General features: G+C 69.4%; 16 protein-coding genes and 1 pseudogene. 2 read left to right on the top strand and 15 right to left on the bottom strand.

Annotated elements, in window-relative coordinates:
- The first annotated feature begins 44 nt into the window (after positions 1-44).
- Positions 45-1172 (top strand): PQQ-dependent sugar dehydrogenase, encoded by a 1128-nt coding sequence (locus tag IE262_RS03955; RefSeq protein WP_189871263.1) that lies wholly within the window; start codon positions 45-47, stop codon positions 1170-1172.
- A gap of 50 nt (positions 1173-1222) precedes the next feature.
- Here IE262_RS03955 and IE262_RS03950 read toward each other — a convergent pair whose 3' ends face one another.
- From IE262_RS03950 to IE262_RS40155, 11 genes and pseudogenes are all read right to left on the bottom strand, one after another.
- Entirely contained in the window at positions 1223-1846 is a 624-nt protein-coding gene (locus IE262_RS03950; protein WP_134030954.1) for a hypothetical protein, read from the bottom strand.
- 197 nt (positions 1847-2043) lie between these two features.
- Positions 2044-2796 carry a FadR/GntR family transcriptional regulator gene (locus tag IE262_RS03945; RefSeq protein WP_134030951.1) on the bottom strand — a complete coding sequence of 251 codons (753 nt, stop codon included), beginning with the start codon at positions 2794-2796 and terminating at the stop codon, positions 2044-2046.
- Positions 2797-2806: 10 nt separating this feature from the next.
- On the bottom strand, positions 2807-3853 hold the full coding sequence (gene denD, locus IE262_RS03940; RefSeq protein WP_189871261.1) for a D-erythronate dehydrogenase: 1047 nt from the start codon (positions 3851-3853) through the stop codon (positions 2807-2809).
- Positions 3850-4653 (bottom strand): 2-oxo-tetronate isomerase, encoded by an 804-nt coding sequence (otnI, locus tag IE262_RS03935; RefSeq protein ID WP_189871259.1) that lies wholly within the window; start codon positions 4651-4653, stop codon positions 3850-3852. Before otnI ends, denD begins: the two co-directional genes overlap by 4 nt.
- 83 nt (positions 4654-4736) lie before the next feature.
- Entirely contained in the window at positions 4737-6038 is a 1302-nt protein-coding gene (locus tag IE262_RS03930; RefSeq protein WP_166681552.1) for an MFS transporter, read from the bottom strand.
- 57 nt (positions 6039-6095) lie between these two features.
- Positions 6096-6842 (bottom strand): class II aldolase/adducin family protein, encoded by a 747-nt coding sequence (locus IE262_RS03925; RefSeq protein ID WP_229877084.1) that lies wholly within the window; start codon positions 6840-6842, stop codon positions 6096-6098.
- A complete protein-coding gene (gene otnK / locus IE262_RS03920) occupies positions 6839-8119 on the bottom strand; it encodes a 3-oxo-tetronate kinase (protein ID WP_189871257.1) in 1281 nt (426 codons plus the stop codon). The genes IE262_RS03925 and otnK overlap by 4 nt, the downstream gene beginning before the upstream one ends.
- Before the next feature lies 1 nt (position 8120).
- A pseudogene (gene ltnD, locus IE262_RS03915) lies at positions 8121-9068 on the bottom strand (L-threonate dehydrogenase); the annotation flags it as partial.
- Between the two features lie 157 nt (positions 9069-9225).
- Positions 9226-10731 (bottom strand): family 43 glycosylhydrolase, encoded by a 1506-nt coding sequence (locus tag IE262_RS03910; RefSeq protein WP_189871253.1) that lies wholly within the window; start codon positions 10729-10731, stop codon positions 9226-9228.
- Positions 10732-10744: 13 nt separating this feature from the next.
- On the bottom strand, positions 10745-13444 hold the full coding sequence (locus tag IE262_RS03905; RefSeq protein WP_229877083.1) for a discoidin domain-containing protein: 2700 nt from the start codon (positions 13442-13444) through the stop codon (positions 10745-10747).
- 12 nt (positions 13445-13456) lie between these two features.
- Positions 13457-13588: a hypothetical protein gene (locus tag IE262_RS40155; protein ID WP_268249557.1), complete on the bottom strand. Its 132-nt coding sequence runs from the start codon at positions 13586-13588 to the stop codon at positions 13457-13459.
- Between the two features lie 418 nt (positions 13589-14006).
- Here IE262_RS40155 and IE262_RS03900 point away from each other — a divergent pair, with 418 nt between their 5' ends.
- Positions 14007-14147, top strand: coding sequence for a LacI family DNA-binding transcriptional regulator (locus tag IE262_RS03900; protein ID WP_189871251.1), 141 nt, complete (start codon positions 14007-14009; stop codon positions 14145-14147).
- 52 nt (positions 14148-14199) lie between these two features.
- On the opposite strand, the gene IE262_RS03895 is transcribed toward IE262_RS03900, so the two are convergent.
- The 4 genes from IE262_RS03895 to IE262_RS03880 form a co-directional block, all read right to left on the bottom strand.
- Positions 14200-14856 (bottom strand): maleylpyruvate isomerase N-terminal domain-containing protein, encoded by a 657-nt coding sequence (locus IE262_RS03895; protein ID WP_189871249.1) that lies wholly within the window; start codon positions 14854-14856, stop codon positions 14200-14202.
- Positions 14857-15051: 195 nt separating this feature from the next.
- Positions 15052-16269: an MBL fold metallo-hydrolase gene (locus tag IE262_RS03890; RefSeq protein ID WP_189871247.1), complete on the bottom strand. Its 1218-nt coding sequence runs from the start codon at positions 16267-16269 to the stop codon at positions 15052-15054.
- 34 nt (positions 16270-16303) lie between these two features.
- The gene (locus IE262_RS03885; RefSeq protein WP_134030918.1) at positions 16304-17398 is read right to left on the bottom strand and encodes an ABC transporter ATP-binding protein; all 1095 of its coding nucleotides are present in this window, start codon (positions 17396-17398) and stop codon (positions 16304-16306) included.
- Entirely contained in the window at positions 17391-19166 is a 1776-nt protein-coding gene (locus IE262_RS03880; RefSeq protein ID WP_189871245.1) for an ABC transporter permease, read from the bottom strand. The genes IE262_RS03885 and IE262_RS03880 overlap by 8 nt, the downstream gene beginning before the upstream one ends.
- Positions 19167-19181: the final 15 nt, after the last annotated feature.

Below are 19181 nucleotides of genomic sequence, written 5' to 3'. Positions count from 1 at the left end.
AGCGTCATGTCCCTGCCAATATGCCGGGCCAGGAGGGCCGTTCCATGGCAAGCCACCCCCACATCACCACACGACTGCTGCCCCCTGCCCTGACCGCGGCGGCGACGGCGGTCGCCCTGGCCGCCGGTCTCCTCGGCGTGGCGGCCGGCACCGGAAGTGCCACGGTCCGCGGCGAGAGAGGCGCCGACAGCGGCATCGACTCCGTCCCCTCGGCCATCCGCACCGTCTCGTCCGGCTGGACCGTTCCCTGGGGCCTGAGCTGGCTGCCCGACGGGTCGGCACTCCTCACCGAACGGGACTCCTTCAAGATCTTCAAACTCACCCAGTCGGGCACCAGGACCCAGATCGGTACGGTGCCCAATGTCGTGACGACCGGCGGCGAGGGCGGCCTCCTCGGCATCGCGGTCTCACCGAACTGGAACAACGACCACTTCATCTACCTCATGCACTCGGCCGCCGCCGACAACCGCATCGTCCGGATGACGTACGACGGCTCCTCGCTCAGCGGCTACACCGTCCTCGTGACCGGCATCGCCAAGAACAGGTACCACAACGGCGGACGCATCAAGTTCGGCCCCGACGGCTATCTCTACGCCACCACGGGCGACGCGCAGAACAGCGGCCTCGCCCAGGACGTGAACTCCCTCAACGGCAAGATCCTGAGGATGACGACGGACGGCAGGCCCGCGCCCGGCAACCCGTTCGGCACACTCGTCTACTCGCTCGGTCACCGGAACCCCCAGGGCATCACCTGGGACGATCAAGGCAGGCTGTGGGAGGCCGAGTTCGGCAACAGCAGGTATGACGAGCTCAATCTCATCGAGTCCGGCAAGAACTACGGCTGGCCGGTCTGTGAGGGCAGCTGCTCGACGTCCGGAATGACCAGCCCCACACGGCAGTGGGCCGTCAGCGAGGCCTCCCCGAGCGCGGTCGTGTACGCCGACGGCGCGCTCTATCTGGCGGCCCTGCGCGGCGAACGGCTGTGGCGCGTTCCGGTCAGCGGCACCAGCGCGGGTACCCCCGTCGCCTACTACACCAGCCAGTACGGCCGACTCCGGACGGTGGAGAAGATCCCCGGCCGGAACGCTCTGTGGCTGTCCACCACCAACGCCGATAACAACGGAGGCGAGCCGGACGGCGCGGACAAGGTGTTCCAGGTCGACCTGGGGTAGTGCCGGTCGGCGCCGCGGCTCGGTGGCCCGGCCGCGGCGCACCGCACCGGTCAGTAGAGCTTGTCGACGGCCGTGACGGTGGTGTTCTTGAAGTCGTCGACCTGGGCGTGCTGGAAGGTGCCCATCTGCGCCCACCGGACGAGGGTCACGGTCGTGCCGTCCCGGCCGACCGAGTACAGGCCGATGTCCGAGGCCCCCCAGGTGGTCGTGGTGTGGACACCGTAGACGTACGCGCCCTCCTCGACGCTCAGCCTGCCGTAGTACCGCTCCGTGGCGGTGACCTCGGGGTTCTCCCGCATCAGCTTCTCCGCGCAGCCGGCGAGGTCCTGGCGCAGCAGGGCCGCGAAGTCCTTGGCCCGCTGTTCGCTGCGTTCCACCACCGTCACCTGCAGCGCGTTGGTGTCGTACTCGGTCCAGTAGGCACGGTGACTGGCGATCGACGGCAGCGCGTCGCCCCCGCACGCCGGCAGCGGATCGGGCTGCCCGGCCGTGACGGGACCGGCGTACCAGGGCGATGCCGGGTGCGGCGGGAGCTCTTCGGCTGCCAGGAACCGGGGTGTGCCGGAAGCCGGCGCGGCGGCCGCCGGGACGGCGGCCACGGCGACGGCGACTCCTGCCGCCACGGCCGCCACAGCGGCGACAACACGTCGGGTACCGCGAGCACGGACGTTCATGATTCCCCCATGTCGGTGATCGGTGGTTTCTGTGGCCGGTGGGACCGACCGGCTCCGCCCCGAGACGCATGAGCGGAACCCGCAGGTGCCTTCACGCGCCTGCGCTTCATACGACCCGTCACCGCGCGCAATCGTTGTGCCCGCCTTTGTCACAGCTCCGTCCCGGGGGTGTGGAGGCGCTGTTGCGGAGGCGGGTGTCAGGGAGCGGCGTCGAGATCCACGTCGAGGTCCTCGGCCCGGGTCCAGAAGCCGTCGTCCGCGTCCTGGAGCCGGGACGCGGCGTGGTCCATGTGGCGGCGCGCGGCAGCGCGGGCCCCTTCGGCGTCCCCTGCTTCGACGGCGGCCAGGATGGCGTGGTGCTCCTGCCGCACCGCCTCGATGAAGTCGTCCCGTCGTGCCTCGTTCGCACGCGTGACACGGATACCGCCGCGCAGCACCTCGCCCAGGTAGCGCACCGTCGAGACCAGCACCGCGTTTCCGGTCGACTCGGCGATGGAACGGTGGAAGGCGAGATCCTCCTCCACGCCGTCGCCGCCTGCCGCGACCGCCGAGTCGATCGCGTCCAGGGCCTGGCGCATCCGGGTGACGTCGCGGGGCGTGGCCCGGGTGGCCGCGAGACAGGCCGCCTCGCCCTCCATGGCGCGGCGTACCTCCACGATCTGCAGCACCCGCGCCTTGGTGTCGGCGGTCTCCGCCTCCAGGTCGAGCGGACGGGTGCGCCGGGGGAGGACGAACACGCCGAGACCCTGCCGCGGTTCGATCAGGCCCGCGTTGCGCAGCCGCGACAGGGCCTCGCGCACCACCGTGCGGCTGACGCCCAGTTGCTTGACCAGAGCCACCTCGGTGGGCAGTTGGTCCCCCTCGGCCAGCCGCCCCGACTCGATCTCCTCCGAGAGGATCGCGGCGACCTGGTCCGCGAGCCGGACGGGACCGCTCACCTTGGAAAACATGATGGTCAGTCTATAGACCCACGCCGGGTCGCCCCTCCGCGAGCGAGCTGCCGGCCAGGACGGCGTCAGGGTGGTCGCCGATGTAGTCCCGCACCACCGATTCGAAGGTCGGATCGGGCTCCAGCCCGAGCGCCGCGGCGCGCGCGTTGTCGAAGGTGGAGGGCCACGAGCCCACGATGGCCTCCACGTCGGGATCGGGCGCGATCGTCACCAGGTCGGCGACGGTGTCACCGGCCACCCGGCGCAGCGTGGCCAGCATCTCGGCGACCGAGACGGTGAGGGCCGGAAGGTTGACCGGTAGTGCGCCGTCGAGCCGGCCCTTACCGGTGCCGCGCTCGACTTCCGCGATACGCAGGATCGCCTCGACGGTGCGTCGTGGCGAGGCCAGGGCCACGCGCAGGCCGGGACGCACCGGGCAGACGGCCGGAAGGCCCGCGAGCGGCTCGCGGATGACGCCGGACAGGAAGCCGGAGGCGGCCGCGTTCGGTTTGCCCGGCCGTACCGACACGGTCATCAGACGGGCGACGCGACCGTCGATGAAACCCCGGCGGGTGTAGTCCGCGACCAGCTGCTCGCAGACGAGTTTCTGGATCCCGTAGCTCGACCGAGGGGTGGGCAGGGTCGACTCGCTGACCACGGGCGGCAGCGGGAGCGCCGGGTCCGAACCGTAGACCGCCACGCTGCTGGAGAACACCACGCACGGCACCGGCCCGCCTGCGGCCGACTGCGCGCGGGCGGCTTCGAGGAGCGCGCGGGTGGTGTCCAGGTTCGCGCTCATGCCGAGATCGAAGTCGGCCTCGCACTCGGCCGAGACGGCGGCGGCGAGGTGGATCAGCACGTCCACCGGCTCTGCGAACACCTCGTCGAGGCAGTCGACCAGGTCGCCCCGCACGATCTCCACCAGCGGATCGGCCGCCGCCCGCGACTCGTCCGGCACGATCCGGTCGGTGAGCACGAGGCGATCGATCGGCGCGCCACGATACGTCCGCGTGCTGAGCAGGGTGGCGGTGACCTGTCGTCCCAGGAAGCCGAAGCCGCCCGTGATGACGATCCTCATGCGCTGTCTCCTCGGTAGTCGTGAAGCCAGCCGAGCCCCTCGCTCGTACCGGCGTGGGGGACGTACTCGCAGCCGATCCACCCGTCGAAGCCCAACTCGTCGACGACGCCGAACAGATGGCTCACGTCGATCTCGCCGCGGTCGGGCTCGTGGCGGTCGGGCACCCCCGCGATCTGCAGATGACCGACCCGCCCGGTCGGCAGGTCGCGCCGCAGCGTCGTGGTGAGGTCGCCCTCGACGATCTGGCAGTGGTAGAGGTCGAGCTGCACCTTCAGATTCGCGGCTCCCACGTCCCGCACCACGGCGTGAGCCTCCGCCTGCCGGGACAGGAAGTAGCCCGGCATGTCGCGGCCGTTGATCGGCTCGACCAGGACGTCGACGCCCACCGCGGCGGCTCGCTCCGCGGCCCAGGCGAGGTTGGCCAGGTAGGTGTCGCGGTGCTCGGCCAGTTCCTTCGGTGTCGCGTCCGGCCGTACGAGCCCGGCCATCACATGCACCCGCGGACAGTCCAGCGCGGCGGCGTACTCCAGCGCCCGCTCGATCCCGGAGCGGACCTCCGCCTCACGGCCGGGCAGTGCCGCGATCCCGCGCTCTCCTGACTCCCACGCTCCGGGAGGCGCGTTGAAGAGGACCTGCCTCAGGCCGTGGCCGTCGAGCAGGCGGCGCAGCCCGGTGGCGTCGTACGCATAGGGGAAGAGGTACTCGACGGCGTCGAAGCCGTCCGCCGAGGCCGCCGCGAAGCGGTCGAGGAAGTCGTGCTCGGTGTACATCATGGACAGGTTCGCGGCGAACCTCGGCATGCTGGCTCCTGACTTCGGATACTTCGGATACTGCGGCCCCAGGTCGACCCCGGCCAGTAGACCAGGGACCAGGCCGGCTCAGGTCAGCGGTTGACGACCTGCTTGTCGGTGGTGAGCACGGCGGCGGCCCCGGCGACAAGGGTGAGTGCGAGGACGTACATCGGGAGCGCCGTCGAGCCCGTGGCGTCCTTGAGCGCGCCGATCATGTACGGACTGACGAAACCGGCGAGGTTGCCCACCGAGTTGATCGCGGCGAGGCCGACCGCGGCGGCGGTACCGCCGAGGAAGGCGGTGGGGAGCGACCAGAACAGCGGCGCGCAGGTCAGCACGCCCGCCGCGGCGAAGGACAGCGCGGCCAGGGACAGCGCGGTCGACCCGGCCCAGCCCGCCGCCAGCGAGAAGCCGACGGCACCCATGAGGCTGGGGACGACCAGGTGCCAGCGGCGCTCGCGGCGCCTGTCCGCCGAGCGCCCGAACAGGTTCATCGCGACGAGCGCTGCCAGGAACGGCACGGCGCTGAGCACTCCGATCGCGAGGCCTCCCTCGATGCCGGTGGACTCGATGAACGTGGGCATCCAGAAGGTCAGGGCGTACTGACCCATCACGAAGCAGAAGTAGATGAGGCACATCAGCCACACCCTGGGCTCACGGAAGGCGTCCCAGACCCGGCCGTGCACGGTCTGGTGCGCGGTGTCCTGAGCGACCGCCCGTTCCACGACGGCCTTCTCCTCATCGGTGAGCCACTTCGCGCCGCGCACGCTGTCGTCGAGGTAGAACAGTGTGGCCACGCCGATGACGACGGCGGGTATCGCCTCCAGCAGGAACATCCACTGCCAGCCCTGCCAGCCGCTCACGCCCTGGAACCGGTCCATGATCCAGCCGGAGAGCGGGTTGCCGAAGATGCCGGCCACCGGGATGGCGGACATGAACATCGCGATCACCCGGGCACGACGGTGCGACGGGAACCAGTAGGTGCAGTACAGGATCACCCCCGGGTAGAAGCCCGCCTCGGCCGCGCCGAGGAGGAACCTGAGGACGTAGAACGTCGCCTCGTTGGTGACGAACACGAACGACGCCGACACCAGACCCCAGGTGATCATGATCCGCGCGATCCACCGGCGGGCGCCGACGCGTTGCAGCATCAGGTTCGAGGGGACCTCGAAGAAGAAGTAGCCGATGAAGAACAGGCCGGCACCTAGGCCGTACGCCGCCTCGCTGAACCCGAGGTCGTCGGACATCTGCAGCTTCGCGAAGCCGACGTTGACCCGGTCCAGGTAGGAGACGACATAGCAGAGGATGAGGAAGGGGACGATACGGCGTACGACCTTGCGGAAGACGGCGTTCTCACGGTCGAGGGCGGGGACGTCGGATGCCGTCGTTGGCATTGACATGGTGATCCTTCTGTGCGGCTCTGGGGAGTTCTCTGACGTGCGGGGAGCGGGTCACCACGCGGCGCCGAACGCGGACCTCAGTTCGTCGAGCGCGTGGGCGGGGAGTGGCTCGGGGCGACGGTCGGTCAGGAGCCAGAGACGTGCCGTCTCCTCAAGTTCTTCGAGGACGGCGAGAGCGGTGGCCGCGTCGGGGCCCCACACCACGGGGCCCAGACGGTCGAGCAGCACGGCCCTGATCGGCGTACGGCTCGCCGCGTGCTCGGCGATGCGGGCGGTCACCAGGTCGGCCACGCGCGGGTCGCCGGGCCGGTGGTAGGGGATGAGCGGGACGTGCCCGACCTTCATCACGTAGTACGGCGTGAGGGGCGGGAGCACGTCGTCCCGGCTCCACACGCCGGCCAGAGTGAGCCCGACCAGGTGTGTGGAGTGGGTGTGGATGACGAACCGGGCCGTGGGGTCGGCGGCACAGATGCGCCGGTGGAGCGTCAGGGTCTTGCTGGCGCGGTCGCCCGCGATCTGCTCACCCCGTGCGTCGACCAGCGCGAGGCGGTCGCGTTCGAGGAATCCCAGGGCGGCGTCGGTGGGCGTGATCAGATGCGAGTCGCCGATTTTTGCGCTGATGTTTCCGGCGCTGGCGTGGACATAGCCCCGGGCGAACAGGCTCGTGCCCACGCGGACGATCTCGCCGCGTGCCTCGGCCACGGCTTTGTCATGCGTCTCCTCGGCCGCCTTGTCCTGTGGTGCGTCGGCGACCTTGCCGTCCGCCGTCTCGGGCGTGGTGCCCGTGTGCCGTGTCATGAGGTCTCCTCGTCCAGGACGGCGAACGCGTCGGTGAAGAAGTCGGGGCCGCCGAAGTTGCCGGACTTGAGCGTGATGTGGAGCGTGTCTCCGTCGGGCAGGGCCGCCGCGCACCATGGCACACCGGGGTCGATCTGCGGTCCGATCCGCAGCGCGGTGACGCCGAGTTCCCGGACGACCGCCCCCGAGGTCTCACCGCCCGCGACGACGAGCCGTCGGACACCCCGGTCCACGAGTCCTCGCGCGATACGGGCGAGGGTCAGCTCCACGAGCTCACCGGCCTCGGCGGCGCCGAGCCGGCCCTGGACGGTCCGGACCGTGTCGGGCGACTCGGTGGAGTGGACGAGGACCGGCCCGTCGTCCAGGTGCGACTCGGCGAAGGCCAGGGCCTGACCGACCACGTCCTCACCGGCCGCGACACGCAACGGGTCCACGCTGTACGCGGGTCGGCCGTCGCGCAGGTACTGGCGGACCTGACCGTTGGTGGCGACGGAGACCGATCCCGAGACGATGGCCCGGTGGCCGCTGGGCGGCGGCAGCTGGGCGGCGGCGCGGGACGGCTTGAACCCCCAGTTCGCGGGCAGACCGATCGCCAGACCGGAACCGGCGGTCACCAGGGGCAGCCCCTGGACCGCCGCGCCCAGGCGCAGCAGATCGTCGTTGGAGACGGCGTCGACGACGGCCATCCCGCAGCCGTCCTCGCGCAGGGCGTCGATGCGGGCCTTGATCGCCTCCGCGCCGTCGGCGACCACCGTGTGGTCGATCAGACCGACCGCTCGTGTGGTCTGCGCGCCGAGGACGGAGACGAGGTTGGAGTCGGTCATCGGGGTGAGCGGGTGGTGGCGCATACCGCTTTCGCTGAGCAGCACGTCGCCGACGAAGAGATGGCCCTTGAAGACCGTGCGCCCGTTGTCGGGGAACGCGGGCGTCGCGATCGTGAAGTCGGTGCCGAGCGCGTCCATCAGCGCCTCGGTGACCGGCCCGATGTTGCCGGCCGGTGTCGAGTCGAAGGTGGAGCAGTACTTGAAGTAGACCTGCTCGGCACCCAGGGACCGCAGCCAGGACAGTGCCCGCAGCGACACCTCGACGGCGTCGGCGGCCGGGACGGTCCGCGACTTCAGGGCGATGACCACGGCGTCCGCGTCCACCTCCCGCCCGGTGCCGGACGGCGGCACGTCGATCAGCTGGACGACGCGCATGCCCGCGCGCACCAGGTTGTTGGCCAGGTCCGTGGCGCCGGTGAAGTCGTCGGCGATGCATCCGAGGCGGATTCCCATGTCAGACCTCCACCGGCTCGGGCAGGTCGACCCCCGGGAAGATCTTGATGACCGCGCTGTCGTCCTCGGCCCCGAGTCCGGACGCCGACGCCTGGAGGAACATCTGGTGGGCGGTGGCGGCGAGGGGGAGCGGGAACCGCTCCGGCCTGGCGGAGTCCAGCACGAGCCCCAGGTCCTTGACGAAGATGTCGACCGCGGAAAGGGGCGTGTAGTCACCGGCGAGCACGTGCGCCATGCGGTTCTCGAACATCCAGGAGTTTCCGGCGCTGTGCGTGATGACCTCGTAGAGCGCCTCGGCGGGAACACCGGCCTTGATGCCGAGGGCCATCGCCTCGGCTGCCGCGGCGATGTGCACGCCCGCGAGAAGCTGGTTCACGATCTTGACCTTCGAGCCGAGTCCGGCGCGGTCTCCCAGGCGGTAGACGGTGCTGCTCATGGCTTCGAGCACCGGGTCGGCGACGGAGTACGCCTCGGCCGAGCCCGAGGTCATCATGGTGAGCTCACCCGCCGCGGCACGTGCGGCGCCACCCGAGACGGGGGCGTCCAGGTAGAGCACCCCCTTCTCGGCCAGGCGTCCCTCGCACGCGGCGGACCAGCGGGGGTCGACCGTGGAGCACATCACGAAGACGGAGCCCGGGCGGAGCCGGTCGGCCGCTCCGTCGGCGCCGAACAGCACGGACTCGACCTGCGCCGCGTTGACCACCACGCCGACCAGGACGTCCACCGCCGCTGCCAGTTCGCCGCAGGAGGCGAACGCCGTGCCGCCGGCTCGCGCGAAGTCGTCGGCCACATCAGGTCGCAGGTCGTGGACCCCCACGTCGTAGCCCGCGTTCCGCAGGCTGCGGGCCATGCCGAGACCCATGGCTCCTAGTCCCACCACACCCACGCGTGGCCGTACGGTCCTGTGCTGGTCGTTCATGCGAATCCTCGTCCTGCTGCGCCGACTTGAGCGGTCGGCTCGACTCCCCCGGCCGCTGAGATCAGGTCATATGATGACCTGAGGACGAGGATTAGCACCCTGTGATGTGCATCACATGGATCATCGGCGGGTCATCGCGTCGATGCCATGCGATGACCCGTTGATGATCGTCGGCCCCGGGAAGGACCTACTCGCCGGACGGCGAGGTCAGCGGGGTACCGAGGGCAACCGGTGTACCGAAGTTCGGTGTGCCGTCGGCGTTCCAGGTGAACTTCTGCGCTCTGGTGGACCGGTTCATGTCGCAGCCGCCACCCGCGGAGCTGTTGGCGTGGTAGACCATCCAGTCCTCGGTTCCGTCGGGCGACTTGAAGAACCCGTTGTGGCCGGGCCCGTACACGCCGTTGGCATTGGACCTCTGGAACACCGGGTTCGGTGACTTGACCCACGAGGAGGAGCTGAGCGGGTCACCGCCGTTGTACGTGAGCATCCCCAGCTTGTAGTCGGGCGTGGAGCAGTGGCTCGCGGAGTAGATGATGAACGTCTTGCCGCCCCGCTGAAGGACCTCCGCGCCCTCGTTGACCGCGCCGCCCACCGTCTCCCAGCTGTAGGTCGGGGTGGACAGCACCCGGCGGGTACCGCTCGCGGTCCACGGGTTCGACAGCGGCCGGATGAACATCGGCTGCGAGCCGTTGTAGAAGGTGCCGAGGAGGTAGAGCTTGCCGTTCAGTTGCAGGATGCTCGGGTCCAGCTCCCAGGTGTTGTCCTGGGAGGGGTCGAGCAGGTCGGCCTTGAAGCTGTACGGCCCCATCGGATCCAGGCCGGCGCTCTCCAGGACGTGGATCCGCTGGGTGCCCAGGTCGTACGGTTCCCGCCCGGCCGTGTAGTAGAAGTACCACCGCTTCCCGTTCGGGCCGTCGAGCAGATGGAACTCCGGGGCCCACATCGTGCCGGCCCCGTTGGGCCGGGTGAGATTGAAGATCACCTGGTCGGTGGCCGTGGCGAGCCCTGCCAGCGTGCTGGCCTTGCGCATGGTGATCGTCGAGTTCCAGGTCGTGGTGGCGAGGTAGTAGTAGCCGTCGTGGTACGTGAGCCAGGGATCGGGCCCGCGCTGGGAGATCGGGTTGGTGAACGTGCGCGGGCTCATGCCGCCACCGGTGAAACCGGGCAGCCGCCACACCCTGCCGTTCGCGGTGCCGCACGGCAGCTGCACCAGACCGGTGTCCGCAGCCGACGAACCGCCGCTCGGCGCGACGCACTTGCCGGAGGCGACCGAGACGAGGTTGAAGGTCTTGTCGGTGCCGCTGACGGTCACGGGAACGAGCCGCCACTGCTGGTTCGCTCCGTTGTGGCAGCTCCACTGGATGATCGTGGCGTTGTCCGCCGTGGACGCGCCATGGACGTCGACGCACTGGCCGGAGGCGTCCGCACCGATGGTGTACGTGTCGGTCGTCCCCGCGACCTGGGTGAAACCGAAGGACTGGCCCGCACCGGAGCCGCACGTGCCGGCACGGAGCTGCGTGCCACTGGTCGTCGAACCGCCCGGGACCTCAAGGCAGTTGCCGCCGCTCTGGTTCACCCCGGTGGAGGTGAACGTGACGGCGGCGGCCGCGGGCGGGGGCGGAGGCGCCACGAGGAAGGCCACCGCCATGGTGAGCACGGCGATGAGCGTGGACAGGGATCTGGATCGCGTCACGGGAGCACACCCTTCAGCGCTTGGACGTTGCGGTGGGGCCGTACCGGTTGTAGACCTTGACCTCGGTGAGGCCGGTCCTGGCGCCGGAGGCGTTGGTGGCCAGGACCCTGACGCGCTGGGCGCTGATCGCGGGGAACCGCACCAGGTTGTAGTTGGCGCGTGGCGCGGCCGGACTCCTCGTCTGGCCGGGGGCGTTCACCCACGAACCGCCGTCGTAGTACTGGACGGTGTTCGCCGACGGGGCCCGGTAGGTGGTGCTCGCCGGTCGGCTGTCCTTGAAGTACAGGCGTACCTCGTCGAGCGTGCGGGCGGTGCCGAAGTTCAGCTCGTACCAGTCCTGGCTGTTGGCGGAGCCACCGGCACCCCAGAAGGGCTCGTTGGTGGGGTAGCCGTCGACCGCTCCCGCGACGTTGCTGCCCGATCCGGTGTGGGACGCGGACACGGTCGCTCCGGAGGCGAGGTTGGTCAGGTCGGCGGTCAGGTCGACGCCCGCCTTGGCCAGCATGTCGACCATCTGGGGACTGTCCTGCACGACCTGGTTGGGGGCCTTCAGCCCGGGGACGGCCGTGTGATGGGTGACCGTGCCGCTCGTGGTGACGTCCCCGGTCGCCGGGTCCCAGGTGAGCGGCACCAGAGAGCTGACGGTGGCGACGCGGTTGCCGTTGACGTAGATCGAGTACCCCTCCGGAACGCCCGGGTAGCGCACCACGCCGTCGGCCGGGTCGTCCCAGACGATGGTCAGGTCGGCACCCCGGTAGCGGAGGTTGTTGACGGTGAAGTGACTCCAGCCGATGTCGATGGGGGAGAGCTCGACCTTCGCGTCGTTGCGGGGCCGCAGGCCGGCGACGTCCTCGATCACGGTCCAGTTGCTGCTGCCCAGGATGTTGTGGTGGATCCAGGAGCGGTAGTTGATCGTGCTGCCGTTCCAGTCGGCCCAGAACTCGTTGGCGTCGGGCCACTGGGTGTTGCCGCCGATGTACTGCGCCCAGGCGTTCCAGTAGAGCAGCTTCTTGTAGTCCGTGGCGCTCATCCAGGAGTTGGGGTAGTTGCGCAGCACCGAGGAGTAGAGCCGGAACTGCACGGTGGAGTTGATGGTGGAGAAGTTGTTGGAGCCCGGCTGACCGGCGTCGGCCGCCGCCTTCTTGTCGACCTGGTTGGCCGTGTAGAAGGGGAAGACCGGGTACTGCGCCGGATCGTCGTACAGCCTGAGGGCCTGCCTGTACGTCGCGGTGTTGGGCACGGCTCCGACCGAGAACGGGTAGTAGTTGTTGATCTCCTTCCAGGGCACCCACTCGTTGGTCGACTTCAGACGGTGCTCGAACAGCTGCCGGTTCGGGTTCCACAGCACGCTGACGATGGCGTCCTTGATCTGGTTCGCCAACGTACGCATCTCGGCGGCCTTGGAGGTGTTGCCGGTCGCCTCGTAGGCCTGCGCGGCGGCCAGCGCGCCGCTGTACTGGTAGGCGGACTCGGCGCGGTCCATGGTGCCGGGCTTCCAGTGGAAGGAGACGGCGTCGGCGTCGTTGCCGGTCAGGGCGCCCCAGTCGTATTCGATCAGCTTGTTGTTGTCGTGGTCGTAGTAGGCGAGCTGGCCCTTGACGTCTCCCTCGGCGTAGCGGGCCAGGTTGGCGGCGATGCCCGGCTGGCCGCCGTGGATCTGGTAGCTCTTCCAGGCCGCTTCGGCGATGTACTGGGTGTAGCTGTTGGACCAGTTCTCCGGGTCACCCGGGTTGTCGAGGAAACGGCCGCCCTTGGAGGTCTGGCCGACGCTCAGCCAGTCCCCGTACGCGTAGGCCGGGTTGCGCAGGTACTTGAGGTCGTCGATGTGCATGGGCTGGGTGAGCGCGATCACGTTGTTGTAGCCGAGGACGCCCTCGGTCGAGGTCGGGAACTGGAAGGTCTGCCCGGGGATGTCGGCGTCGAGGTTGTTGAACCGCATCAGCCACCAGCGGTAGTAGACGCTCTTCTTGATCGCGGCTTCGGGCACGTCGATGTAGGGCACGTTCTGCGCCCACCACCGGTTGTAGTCCCTGACGTGGGTCGCGAACGCGGTGGCGTTGGAGTACGCCGCATAGGCGTTGTACTCCGTGAGGGACCCGGGGATCTCGTCGGTGATGAAGCCCATCACCACCTTGGCCGTCACCGTGGCCCCGGCCGCGATCGTCACGGACCGGTTCAGGCCGCCGCCGGAGGCGGAGAACCCGTCCCCGGTGAGCCGCGGACGGATGGTCGTGAGGTTGTTGTACGCGTTCACCTGCCCGGTCAGCTCGCTGCCGGTGCCCGTGGTGGCGTACGGCGACGTCGCCCGCAACTGCAGTGTGGTGGAGCCGCTGCCGTTGTTCTTGATGGACAGGTTGGTCACGGCGACGTTGTTGTCGGTGATGAACTTGGTCTGGCTGACCGTGATCGAGCCGGCTGTGTGCACGCTCTTCCAGTGGCTGGGCGCCTGCCAGCGCTGGGAGACCTGTTCGGTGAAGGTGCCCGGACTGATCGTGACCGTATAGGCGTTGTTTCCGTTGTTGCCGTTGATGCTCTCCCAGTAGGCGACCTTGCCGGCGAACCCGAGCCGCGAGGGGTCGTGCTCCTTCATGAACACCGCGCGCCCACGGCTCATCAGCCACGGTCCGGCCGGGTCGTTGCCGGAGCGGGCCAGCAGGCGGTCCATCCAGAAGTCGGTTCCCGAACTCTCCGCGTCGTAGATGGTCCGCATCATGTCGCCCGGCGTCTAGGCGACGGGCGGGGCCGGGATCGCGGGTCCGTTGAAGGTGGGGAACCCTATGGTCTGCGCGGCGGCGGCCGGGGTCGCGGAACAGACGGAACCGATGATGAGCACCAGGGCCACGAGGAGGCGCTTCATGACAGGGCCCGCCGGCCGTTGACGGGGACGCTCGGATGGGGGTCGCGCTTCAGGGTGCCGGTGACGGCCTCACACACCGCCGCCGTCCTTCGTCTTCTCATCGGGTGCTCCCTGTCCGGTTGACAGCAGGCGTTCGCTCACGATGGTGCTGACGAGGTGCAATGTCGTGCTCCTGACATGCATGAGAGTGCAGGGAGGAGCCGCAGGCTGGGGGCGAGGATCAGGCCGGGACGATGGGCGCCCACGTCGATGTCCTCCGCGTCCCCTGAGGAGCAGTGAGACGGACCTAAAAGGTTTTCGCAACGTAGGGGTGAACCCTCGCACTGTCAAGAGAGGAGGGTGCGCCGCATTACTTATCTGGCAAGGGCTAACCGGACTGGATTCTGGTATCCCCTCGGTGAAAAAGGTTTTCGGAACGATGAGTTCTCAGCGGCGGCGGGCGACCACGATCACCGATGTGGCCACGCGCGCCGGGGTGTCGGTCGCGACCACGTCCAAGGGCCCCGCCGTCGACGCCTACCTTCTGTGGGAGTGGTGCATCGCATGCCCGGCAGCCTGACGATCCGTGAATCGGCCATGACCCAGTTGGCCCGCAGCCGGGCCGGCACCAGTCAGCCGAGGACGAGCGGGAGTTCCGCGGCCAGCGCGCCCAGATCCGCCTTCTCCGTGGCGGTGGGGGCGCGCCGCCCGGTGCCGACCAGCAGCGCGTCCTTGTCGGAGAACGACGCGGGGAACGTGGCCCCGGCGATCTTCTCCAGCATCTCGCGTGACCGGGCAAGCCCCTCCGAGGGCGGTCCCGCCACGCCCGGAAGGTGCACGACCAGGTCGAGGTGGTGCAGCGTCCACTCCATGACGTACGCGCAGAGGTAGTCGCTCGCGGTGAGGACCACGTCGCGGGTGCTGACCCGCAGGCCCGGGTCGGCGAGTTCGGCCGCGCGTCCGGCGGCGGAGCCGACGTCGTCGAGGTGGAACCTGAGCAGCCACGGCTCCTCGTACGCGGCGGCCAGCCGGACGGTCAGCGCGTCGAGCGGGTCGTCACCGGTCGGCGGCGTTTCGGCGACCTCCCAGTACGTCACCGCGTCGCGGGTCGGTTCCGTATGGGCGGGGGTCACCAGGGTGATCAGGACATCCTGGGCGTCGATGACCAGGTGGCAGACCAGGTCCCGTACGAGCCAGCCGGTGCAGCCGGACGGCTGTGCGAAGTCCTCGTCCGCGAGCTGGGAGACCGCCGTGCGCAACGCTGTCCACGAGCGTGAGAAGAGATCCACACCGGCACGGTAGTGCGGTGCCGTAACAGCGGACAAGCACATGCATATGGTCAGCTCGTGTCCGGTTCCAGGCGGGCGCGGCCGGGATGTCGGACAGCCGCAGGTGCTCAGCGCGGCGAACAACCGCCGGGGTCACCGGGTCGCGTTCGCCGCGCACGCCGACATGCCGCGCCGTGCGTGACGACTGGCCTCCGGCTACATCGCCTGCCACGTGCCGTCGATGAGGCGCTGGGCGAGGGCGCGGTGAGCGTTGCCGAAGATCTCAATGTGGCGTTGCACCCCGGCACGGCCCATCAACAGGGGGTTGGGCGCTGACGGGTCGGCCTTGAGCGCGCGGAGATGGCTGTAGGCGGCACCCTGGTAGGCGTGGGTGTTGATGAAGGAGTCCGCACCTTCCTGACCGGCGAGTCCTTGGACGAAGTCGGCCGATACCGCGTACTGGGCCGCCTTCTCGATGTTGTCGTTGCCGCTCCACACGAGGAGCTTGTGGGTCTCCCCCTGGTGGACGACCGGCACGATGACGTGCATCTGGCCGTCGGTGTGCCCTGGCGCGAGCATGGCGACGGCCGTGGTCCGCCGGCCGATTCGGATCCGTTTCATGCCGACGGTGTGGCCGGGATACGCCTCGATCTCGATGTCGATCCGGCCGGGGAGCCTGGCGAGCCGTGCCCGGAACTCCTCCTCCGTGTACTCGTGCCGCCGCTCCCACAGGTCGGCGCGCTGTGCCGAGATGACCGCGGCATCGGGCTGCCCCATGACGAACTTGGCCGTCGGCGCGTACTCGTCCCTGATCAGATTCGCGCCGCCGACGTGGTCGACGTGATGGTGGCCGAGGAAGACATAACGGATGTCCCCGGGGTCGAGACCCGCCGCGGCGGCCTGGTCGAGGAACTGGGTGCGCATGTCGTCCGGCGTGGTGAGCGCGTCGAGCATGATCAGCCCGTCCGGGGTGCGGACGATCACAAGCCCGGTGTGGTCGGTGCCGAAGTACCAGGCGTTGTCCAGGAACCGGACTCCCCCCGTCGGCATGGGCCGGACATACTCCTTGAACAGGAAGCCCTTGGGGGACACCAGATCGACGGCCGGGTCGACCAGTTCGTCGACGGGCTGCCCGGTGCCCGCACTGCTGGGACTGCGATACCCGGTCCGGCACCACACGCGGTACTGCCAGCGGATCATCGGGTTGTCGTCCACCCCCGCCAACGCCCTGGCCGCGTCGTCGTAGGCCTTGGCCAGCGGTTTGTCGGGCGCCAGCGGACCGCCCCAGGGCGCCTCCGCGGCGGTGCCCTGGGGCACCTCGGCGGCGGTCTGCGCCGCGGCCGTCCCCGAACCCGCGAGCAAGGTGGACGGGATCGCCGTCGCGCCTGCCCCGGCCAGGACCAGTGCGCCGAACTCACGTCTGGTGGGTGTCATCGCTTCCTCCTGTCTCTCGAAGTGCGTGCGCGGATCAGACCGTCGCCGGGTACAGCAGGCAGTCCTCGGGCCGGATCAGCAGGCTGATCTCCTCGCCCTCGTGGCGGACGGTGCTCTCGGCGTGGATGTCGAGGTCGCCGACGGAGAGTTGGTACTCGAAGCGGGCGCCCGTGTAGGAGCACTGCTTGATCCTCGCGCGGAGGACGTTGACGCCGTCTCCGGCCACGTCCGCCCGGTGGGAGAGCGTGATGCGTTCGGAACGCAGGCCGACGGTCGCGCTCTGGCCCTCCCTGACGTCCTGTGTCCGTACGACCTTCAAGTGCTGGCCGGTCGAGCCCAGTTCGACCCGGACGGTGCTGCCCTCCGCCGGGGCCTCGTCGACACGGCCCTCCAGCAGGTTGCACCGGCCGATGAAACCCGCGACCTCGGGGGTGGCCGGGGTCTCGTAGATCTCGGTGGGCGTGCCCACCTGCTGGAGGCGGCCGTGCATGAACACGGCGATGCGGTCGGACAGGGACATGGCCTCGACCTGGTCGTGGGTGACGTAGACCGTGGTGATGCCGACCTCGCGCTGGAGCGACTTGAGCCAGATCCGGGCCTGGTCGCGCATCTTGGCGTCCAGGTTGGACAGCGGCTCGTCGAGCAGCAGAACCCCCGGCGCGTAGACGATGCCGCGGGCGAGGGCTACGCGCTGCTGCTGGCCGCCGGAGAGCTGGTGCGGGTAACGGTCGCGCAGATGCAGCATGTCGACCTTGTCGAGCGCCTCGTCGATCAGGCGTTTCTGCTCGGGCCCCGAGACCTTGCGCAGCTTCAGCGGCAGGGCCAGGTTGCCGGCGATGGTCATGTGCGGCCACAGCGCGTACGACTGGAAGACCAGCCCGAGGTTGCGGCCCTCCGGTGGCACGGCGGAGCGCGGGTCGCCGTCGAAGAAGACCTGGTCGCCGACGCGTATGGTGCCGGACTCGGGGTGCTCCAGCCCGGCCACGCAGGCGAGCGTGGTGGACTTGCCGCAGCCCGACGGGCCCAGCAGGGTGAAGAACTCGCCGTCGGCGACGGTGAAGTTGATGTCCTCCAGGACGGCGTTGCCGGCGAAGGACTTCTTGAGGTTCTCGACGACCAGTTCAGGCATTGTTCTTCTCCTTCCTGCCCTTGAGTAGGAGTCCGGCGAGGCCGGCGACGACGGCGGTGACGGCGATCTGCAGGGTGGCGAGCGCGGCGACGGAGCCGGTCTCGCCCTGGGTCCACAGGTCGATGGCGGTGGTGCCGATGACCTGGGACTCGGCTCCCGCGAGGAACATGGCGGGCGCGTACTCGCGGATCATCTGGGTCCAGATGAGCAGGAAGGACGCGAGCATCGCGGGGACCAGGAGACGGATCAGGATCCGGGAGACGGTGCGCCACCAGTCGGCCCCGGCGACCCGGGCGGCGTTGTCGAGTTCACTGCCGAGCTGCATGGTCGCCGGTGAGATGGCCCCGTAGGCCGACGGCAGGGCCCGCAGGCCGAAGGCGATGACCAGCGCGAAAAGCGTGCCCCGGACCGCGTCCCCGCCCGGCATCCACGCGAAGGCCCAGAAGAAACCGATACCGATGATGAGCCCCGGCACCGCGTGCGGGGACTGCGCGGCGGTCTCCAGCAGCCGGGCCAGGCGGAAGTCCGAGCGCCGGGCGACCAGGACCACCACCGTGCCGAACACGGTCACGGCGACCGCGCCGATGAAGGCCACGGTGATGCTGTTGGTGATCGACTCGGTGTACGGCGCGTAGGAGAAGATCAGCCGGAAGTTGTCCAGGGTCAGCAGCTTCAGCGGGTTCACCAGCGGGGTCAGCAGCGAGGTGAACGCCCGCAGGACCAGCGCGATCATCGGCAGCAGCGCGCCGAAGACGACGTACACCCCCACGAAGGCGAAGCCCACCCACTTCCAGCCGCCGAGGTCGAGGAGGTTCGAGCGCGCCGCCTTACCGCGCACCGACACGAACCGCTGGGCCTGCTTGAGCAGCCGCGCCTGCACGATGACGAGCCCGACGGTGGTCACCAGCATGAAGGTGGAGGCCGCGCCGAGGAGACCGTAGTCCGGGCTGACGGCGTCGATGCCCTGCTCGTACAGGAAGCTGGAGAAGAGGGTGAGCTCCGCGGGGCCGCCGAGGATCAGCGGGATGGACAGGGTCTCGACCGCCGTACCGAAGATGAGCAGACCGGCGTACAGCACCGGCGGCCGCAGCATGGGGATGACGACGGACCGCAGGACGCGCACCGGCCCGGCGCCGACCGAACGGGCCGCGTTCTCCAGTGACGTGTCCGACGCGGCAAGGGCGTTGGCGCAGAAGAGATAGGCGACGGGGACCTGGGCGACGGCCTCGACGAAGGCCATGCCGGGCAGCGTGTAGAGGTTCCACGGCACCCACCCCATCGCCTCGCGCACCGTGGACGTCAGGAAGCCGGCCGGGCCGTAGACGACGATCCAGCCGAAGGCCAGGACGAGCGGGGAGATGTAGATCGGCCAGCGCAGCACCTGCCCGAACAGCCGGGCGGCGGGAAACCTGGTCCGCTCCAGCAGGATCGCCATGGGGACGGCGATGGCGAGGGCGAACACCGTGGTCAGCACGGCGAAGAGAAGGGTGTTGAGGATGATCGTGCCGAACTCCGCCTCGGTGAAGAGGTGGACGTAGTTCGACAGGGTGAAGGCGCCACCGGCGGCGTACAGCGGCTGGTTGCGGATCGACTGGTAGAGGATCGGGACGACCGCGGCGAGGACGAGCGCGGCGGTGACGAGGAACGTCACCCAGTGGATGGTGACTTCGCGGCCGGCGCCGAACAGACGCCGGTACTGGGGTGTGCCGAGCTCGCCCGCGCGCAGGGTGCGCGGCGGGGCGGGCGCCGGGGGTGTCTCGGTGGCCATGGCGACTCCGTGCGA

It is taken from the genome of Streptomyces bluensis (assembly GCF_014650715.1).
In the GTDB taxonomy this organism is placed as follows: domain Bacteria; phylum Actinomycetota; class Actinomycetes; order Streptomycetales; family Streptomycetaceae; genus Streptomyces; species Streptomyces bluensis.
The sequence above is the reverse complement of the archived record's forward strand: the minus strand, read 5'-3'. Positions and strand labels throughout refer to the sequence as shown.